The sequence below is a fragment of the Streptomyces sp. WAC05292 genome (assembly GCF_003949955.1).
GTDB lineage: Bacteria > Actinomycetota > Actinomycetes > Streptomycetales > Streptomycetaceae > Streptomyces > Streptomyces globosus.
Map to the genome: position 1 here is coordinate 45,322 of NZ_RPSE01000008.1, position 7,317 is coordinate 52,638.

The window sequence follows — 7,317 nt, forward strand, 5'->3', positions numbered from 1 at the left end:
ACCCCGCCGGGGGTGCGGCCCTCTTCCGTACGCGCCCCCGGGCGGCGGCGCGTCCCGCCCGGAAACAGCCAGGGCCCCTCCCCCGCCGCCGGAGCGACAGGGAAGGGGCCCTGGTGTCAGACACGGAGCCCGCTCGCGCGGACTACCAGGTCAGAACGTGAAGGAACTTACTTCACGATCTTGGTGACCTGGCCGGCGCCCACGGTGCGACCACCCTCACGGATGGCGAACTTCAGGCCCTCCTCCATGGCGACCGGCTGGATCAGCTGGACGGACATCTCGGTGTTGTCGCCCGGCATGACCATCTCGGTGCCCTGCGGCAGGGTCACAACGCCCGTCACGTCCGTGGTACGGAAGTAGAACTGCGGACGGTAGTTGTTGAAGAACGGCGTGTGGCGGCCACCCTCGTCCTTGGACAGGATGTAGGCCTGCGCCTCGAACTCGGTGTGCGGGGTGACCGAGCCCGGCTTGATGATGACCTGGCCGCGCTCGACGTCCTCGCGCTTGATGCCGCGGAGCAGCAGACCGACGTTCTCACCGGCCTGGCCCTCGTCGAGCAGCTTGCGGAACATCTCGATGCCGGTGACCGTGGTGGTGGTCTTCTCCGGGCGGATGCCGATGATGTCGACGGTCTCGTTGACCTTCAGGACACCGCGCTCGATACGGCCGGTGACGACCGTACCGCGACCGGTGATCGTGAAGACGTCCTCGACGGGCATGAGGAACGGCTTCTCGGTGTCACGCGGCGGGGTCGGGATGGCCTCGTCGACGGCGGACATGAGGCCGAGGAGCTTCTCGCCCCACTCCTTGTCGCCCTCGAGCGCCTTCAGCGCCGAGACGCGGACGACCGGGAGCTCGTCGCCCGGGAACTCGTACTCGGAGAGGAGCTCGCGCACCTCGAGCTCGACGAGCTCCAGGATCTCCTCGTCGTCCACCATGTCGGCCTTGTTCAGGGCGACGACGATGTACGGAACGCCGACCTGGCGGGCCAGGAGCACGTGCTCCTTGGTCTGCGGCATCGGGCCGTCGGTGGCGGCGACCACGAGGATGGCGCCGTCCATCTGCGCGGCACCGGTGATCATGTTCTTGATGTAGTCCGCGTGACCCGGGCAGTCGACGTGGGCGTAGTGACGCGCCTCGGTCTGGTACTCGACGTGCGCGATGGAGATGGTGATACCGCGCTGGCGCTCCTCGGGAGCCTTGTCGATCTGGTCGAAGGCCGAGGCCTCGTTCAGGTCCGGGTACGCGTCGTGCAGCACCTTGGTAATGGCGGCCGTGAGGGTCGTCTTACCGTGGTCAATGTGACCGATGGTGCCGATGTTGACGTGCGGCTTAGTCCGCTCGAACTTCGCCTTCGCCACGGGGGTCCTCCTGGAGAGTGGTTCTGTACGCCTTACTCATCGGCGCCAGGTGATCTTTGCTGGAAAGCCGGTCCCCGGGGCAACAGGTTTTTCGGAAGAATCTCCTGCTGCCCCGGAGGTTCCGGTGACAAGCCTAAAGCGTGTGCTCGGGAGAGTTACTCGCCCTTGGCCTTCGCGATGATCTCCTCGGCGACGTTCCGCGGAACCTCGGCGTAGGAGTCGAACTGCATCGAGTAGCTGGCGCGACCCGAGGTCTTGCTGCGGAGGTCTCCGACGTAGCCGAACATCTCCGACAGCGGCACGAGGCCCTTCACGACGCGGGCGCCGTGACGCTCCTCCATGGCCTGGATCTGGCCACGGCGGGAGTTGATGTCGCCGATGACGTCGCCCATGTAGTCCTCGGGCGTGGTGACCTCAACGGCCATCATCGGCTCGAGGAGCACGGGGGACGCCTTGCGCGCGGCCTCCTTGAAGGCCTGCGAACCGGCGATCTTGAACGCGAGCTCGGAGGAGTCGACCTCGTGGAAGGCACCGTCGAGAAGCGTGACGCGGACGCCCGTCATCTCGTAGCCGGCCAGGATGCCGAACTGCATGGCCTCCTGCGCACCGGCGTCGACCGAAGGGATGTACTCCTTCGGCACGCGGCCACCGGTGACCTTGTTCACGAACTCGTACGCCGGACCGTCGGTCTCGGTGATCGGCTCGATCGCGATCTGCACCTTGGCGAACTGACCGGTACCACCGGTCTGCTTCTTGTGCGTGTAGTCGTGGCGCTCGACCGACTTGCGGATGGTCTCGCGGTACGCGACCTGCGGCTTGCCGACGTTGGCCTCGACCTTGAACTCGCGCTTCATGCGGTCGACCAGCACCTCGAGGTGCAGTTCGCCCATGCCGCCGAGGATGGTCTGGCCGGTCTCCTCGTCCGAGTGGACGTGGAAGGAGGGGTCCTCCTCCGCGAGACGCTGGATGGCGACACCCAGCTTCTCCTGGTCACCCTTGGACTTGGGCTCGATGGCGACCTGGATGACCGGGGCCGGGAAGTCCATGGACTCCAGGATGACCGGCTGCTTCTCGTCGCACAGCGTCTCACCGGTGGTGGTCTGCTTCAGGCCCATGACGGCGACGATGTCGCCGGCGCCCACCGAGTCGATCTCCTCACGCTTGTTCGCGTGCATGCGGTAGATCTTGCCGATGCGCTCCTTCTTGCCCTTGACGGAGTTCAGCACCGCGGTGCCGGCCTCCAGGCGGCCCGAGTAAACCCGGACGAAGGTGAGCTTGCCGAGGTGCGGGTCGCTCATGATCTTGAAGGCGAGCGCGGCGAGGGGCTCCTCGTCCGACGGCTTGCGCTTCACGACGGTCTCGGCGTCCTTGACGTCGTGGCCCTCGATGGCCTCGATGTCGAGCGGCGACGGGAGGTAGCGGACGACCGCGTCGAGCAGGGGCTGGACACCCTTGTTCTTGAACGCGGTACCGCAGAACACCGCGGTGATCGTCGAGCCCTCGCCCTTGCCGGAGCCCAGGATGATGCGGCGCACGGCGGCGTGCAGCTGCTCCTCGGTCGGCTCCTCGCCGTTGAGGAAGAGCTCCATGATCTCGTCGTCGTTCTCGGCGACGGTCTCGACCAGCTTGCCGCGCCACTCTTCGGCGGCCTCGGTGTGCGTGTCGGGGATGTCGACGACGTCGTACATCTCGCCCTTGGTCGCCTCGGCGGACCAGACCAGCGCCTTCATGCGGACCAGGTCGACAACGCCCTGGAAGTCCGCCTCGGCACCGATCGGGAGCTGCATGACGATCGGAACCGCGCCGAGGCGGTCCTTGATCATGTCGACGCAGCGGTGGAACTCGGCGCCGGTGCGGTCGAGCTTGTTGACGAAGCAGATGCGCGGCACGCCGTAACGGTCGGCCTGACGCCACACCGTCTCGGACTGCGGCTCCACACCGGCGACACCGTCGAACACGGTGACGGCACCGTCGAGGACGCGGAGCGAACGCTCCACCTCGACCGTGAAGTCCACGTGGCCCGGGGTGTCGATGATGTTGATGGTGTGGTCGACGTCCTCGAGCGGCCAGTGGCAGGTCGTCGCGGCAGACGTGATCGTGATGCCGCGCTCCTGCTCCTGCTCCATCCAGTCCATCGTGGCAGCGCCGTCGTGGACCTCACCGATCTTGTAGGAGACACCGGTGTAGAACAGGATGCGCTCGGTGGTGGTCGTCTTGCCCGCGTCGATGTGGGCCATGATGCCGATGTTGCGCACCTTGGCCAGGTCAAGCGAAGTGGTAGCCATAAGGCTTCAGTCTTCTCTCGGTCTCGATGTGGGTTGCGACTACCAGCGGTAGTGCGCGAAGGCCTTGTTGGACTCGGCCATCTTGTGCGTGTCCTCGCGCTTCTTGACGGCCGCACCGAGGCCGTTCGAGGCGTCGAGGAGCTCGTTCATGAGGCGCTCGGTCATGGTCTTCTCGCGGCGGGCGCGGGAGTAGCCCACGAGCCAGCGCAGCGCGAGGGTCGACTGGCGACCCGGCTTGACCTCGACCGGAACCTGGTAGGTCGCACCACCGACGCGGCGGGACTTGACCTCGAGCGACGGCTTGACGTTCTCCAGCGCGCGCTTCAGCGTGATGACCGGGTCGTTGCCGGTCTTCTCGCGGAGGCCTTCCATGGCGCCGTAGACGATGCGCTCGGCGGTGGAGCGCTTGCCGTTCAGCAGGATCTTGTTGATCAGGGAGGTGACAAGAGGAGACTGGTAGACCGGGTCGATGATGACCGGGCGCTTCGGGGCGGGGCCCTTACGAGGCATTCTTACTTCTCCTTCTTGGCGCCGTAGCGGCTGCGGGCCTGCTTGCGGTTCTTGACAGCCTGGGTGTCAAGCGCACCGCGGATGATCTTGTAACGAACACCCGGCAGGTCCTTCACACGGCCACCACGCACGAGCACGATCGAGTGCTCCTGCAGGTTGTGTCCCTCACCCGGAATGTAAGCGGTGACCTCGATGCCGGAGGTCAGACGCACACGCGCGACCTTGCGGAGCGCCGAGTTCGGCTTCTTCGGGGTGGTCGTGAACACACGCGTGCAGACGCCGCGGCGCTGGGGCGAAGCCTCGAGCGCGGGCGTCTTCGTCTTCTCGACCTTGTCCTGCCGGCCCTTCCGGACCAGCTGCTGGATCGTAGGCACTACTTCTCCGGTTTCTGTGTGCCGTGTAGTGAAGCTAACCTGGAACGTTCCCCGACCCACGCGGTCGGGTGTGTCGGATCCGGCAGACCCCCGCGCAAGCGCGGGAGGACGTGGATCGCGGCGGCTTGTGCGGCCCGCGTGCGGTTGATGGACACGCACGGGAGCCCAGGCACACCCCAGGCACAAGGTCTGAGCGTACCCACCCCATCCACTCCGGTCAAAACAAAGGCCCTGCGGCCGCCCCGCCTGCGGCCCCGCGGCCCGTGCCGCGTCTGGCCTGCGGGCTCCCGGGCGGCACCCGGGGCCGGGGTGTGGTATGGGCAGGCCGGCCCGCACCCGCCGCGCACCCGCCCCGCGGCGGTCCGGCCGAACCCCGCCGGACCACTACACTGCCCACCGATTCCCCCCGAAAGGCACGACCAGCAGGGAGCGCGACATTGCGGACGGTCACCCCGGAGCCGACGGCAGCGGACAGCCCGGCCCGGCCGCCGTCCGCCGCCCGCAGCCACCCGGTCCTCGCCCGCCTCCGAGCCCCGCTGCTTGCCTTCCTGCTGACCGCGGCCGCCGTCTGCACGGCCTGGGCCGCCCGGGGCGCCTCACCCTTCGGCAGCCTCGGCCGGGCCGTCAACGACCAGGCCAACCAGTACGTCCCCTTCCACCGCGGGCTGTGGGACCTCGCCCACGGGCAGGCCGCCGGCGACCTGCTGTTCACCTGGCGCGGCGGATTCGGACAGCAGTTCCTCTCCGACCACCACACCTACCTCGGGAACCCGTTCTCCTGGGCGGCCGTCCTCGTCCCCCGCGACCACGTCGACCTCGCCGTCTTCGCGATCACCCCGCTGACCACGGGCACCGCCGCCGCGGCCATGGCGGTCTACCTCGGCCGGCTCCGGCCCGGCCCCTGGTGGCAGCGGGGCGTCCTCGGCGCCTGCTACGGGCTGTGCGGCTGGGCCCTCAGCGACGCCTCGTACATCCCCATGTGGCTCTGGGGCCTCGTCGCGCTGCCGCTGCTCGGCATCGCCGTCGAGTGGTGCATCCAGGAGCGCCGCTGGCCGGGCGCCGCGCTGCTCGTCGCGCTCGCCTGGCTCGGGAACTTCTACACCGCGATGATGGCGACGACGGCCGCCTGCGTGCTCCTCGCGGTCCGCCTGGCCACCGCGGACACCACCGGCCGGCAGCGGCTGCGCGCGCTGTGGCGCGCCGCCACCGCCGCGGCGACCGGGATCCTGCTGACCCTGCCCCTGCTGCTGCCGTCGTTCCTGTCGAGCAGCTCCGCGCAGCCGACCGAGGCCGCGGCGTTCCGGCCCGTGGGGCTGGACGTCCTGATCTCCGGGATGCTGCCGGCCACGCACCTGTGGGGCGGCCGCCCCCGGCTGTACGTCGCCTCGCTCGCCACGGTCCTCGCGCTGACGTTCCTCTTCCACCCGGCGATCGCCCGCCGCACGCGCCTGGTGTGGGGCGCGGCGACGGTGCTGGTCCTCGCCTCCTTCCAGTTCCCGCCCACCCAGTACGCCTGGCACGGGCTGGCGGTGCCCAACGGCAACCCGTACCGCGAGACCTTCGTCTTCAGCGCCCTGCTGGTGGTGCTGGCCTGGCTGGCCCTGGCGCACCGCCCCCGCCCGCTCCACGCCGCGGCGGCGGCCGCCGTGCTCGCCGCCGCCGCGTTCCTGCTGCGCCGCACCGACGACTTCGGCGGCTGGACCTGGCCGGCCGTCCTGGTCGGCGGCGCCCTGTCCGTCCTCGCCGTGGGCCTGCTGCACCTCGGCGCCCGGCACCGGATCCTCGTCCCGGCGGCGGCCGTCCTGATGGCCGGCCTGGTCTTCGCCGAGTCCGCGGCGGCCGCGTGGAACGCCGACGTCCGCCGCGCGCGGGAGCGCTGGGCCAAGCCCGCCGCCACGAGCGGCCGGTCGATCACCGCGCACACCGAAGCCGTCCGGCAGGTGAGCGGCTGGCCCGCGTACCGGACCGACTCCGGCGCGCCGCAGACCTCGTACAACGACGCGCTCGCGCTGCGCGCCGAAGGCCCGCAGTACTACAGCAGCTACCTCCCCGAGGCCACGTACGAGGCGCTGGAGCCCCTCGGCTACGGCTTCAAGAACGACGGCCGGACCTTCTTCGGCGCGGACAACCCCGTCCTGGACGCGGTCTTCGCCATCGGCGCCCGGGTCCGCCCCGGCCCCGCCGCGGGCACCTGGACGGCCTCCCGCTTCCCCGCTCCCCCGCTGGTGACGGTCCGCAGCGCCCCCTTCACCTCCCCCAACCCCGCGGACAGCGTGTACGCCCGCCAGGAGAACGCCCTCGGCGCCGCGGTCTACCGGGTCCCGGAGCCCACCGCGGACGGCACGCCGCGCCGGCGGACGTACACGGCGCGCTGCACCCCGGGCTCGGAGGCGTACTGGTACTCCCCCGGCCTCACCGGCGCCCTCTCCCACCCCGGCGGCGAGCTCCGGCTGGACGGCCGGATTACGGGAGTGGCCCGCCTCGGCCCGGTCGCGGCGGACGGCACGGTCACCGCGACCGTCCGCACCCGGGACGGGGACACCGCCGCGGCGACGGCCGCCGGACCCCACCCGATCGGGTGCCTGGACCGGACCGCCCTGGACGACGCGGTCGCCCGCCTCACCCGTACGGGCGCCACGGCGGTCCGCACCGGCGGCCACTCCCTGCGGGCCGACCTCCCGCCGGGCGCCGCCGGCACGGCGGTCGTCGCCACGACGGCGATCCCCGGCTGGCGGTGCGCCGCAGACGGCCGCCCCACCCCGCTGACCCCCTTCCACGGCCTCCTGG

5 protein-coding genes are annotated in these 7,317 nt (G+C 70.1%); 1 reads left to right on the top strand and 4 read right to left on the bottom strand.

The genetic code is table 11. The features are described from left to right. Positions 1-167: 167 nt before the first annotated feature. From tuf to rpsL, 4 genes are all read right to left on the bottom strand, one after another. On the bottom strand, positions 168-1,361 hold the full coding sequence (gene tuf / locus EF903_RS02035; RefSeq protein WP_125540853.1) for an elongation factor Tu: 1,194 nt from the start codon (positions 1,359-1,361) through the stop codon (positions 168-170). A 155-nt stretch (positions 1,362-1,516) separates the two neighbouring features. Further along, positions 1,517-3,646, bottom strand: a complete 2,130-nt coding sequence (gene fusA, locus EF903_RS02040) for an elongation factor G (protein WP_125540854.1) — start codon at positions 3,644-3,646, stop codon at positions 1,517-1,519. A 39-nt stretch (positions 3,647-3,685) separates the two neighbouring features. Next, positions 3,686-4,156 carry a 30S ribosomal protein S7 gene (rpsG, locus tag EF903_RS02045; RefSeq protein ID WP_114053724.1) on the bottom strand — a complete coding sequence of 157 codons (471 nt, stop codon included), beginning with the start codon at positions 4,154-4,156 and terminating at the stop codon, positions 3,686-3,688. Positions 4,157-4,158: 2 nt separating this feature from the next. Next, entirely contained in the window at positions 4,159-4,530 is a 372-nt protein-coding gene (gene rpsL, locus EF903_RS02050) for a 30S ribosomal protein S12 (protein WP_007265893.1), read from the bottom strand. A 437-nt stretch (positions 4,531-4,967) separates the two neighbouring features. Here rpsL and EF903_RS02055 point away from each other — a divergent pair. Beyond that, positions 4,968-7,317, top strand: a 2,350-nt coding sequence (locus tag EF903_RS02055; protein ID WP_260614703.1) for a YfhO family protein, incomplete at its 3' end; no start/stop codon positions are given.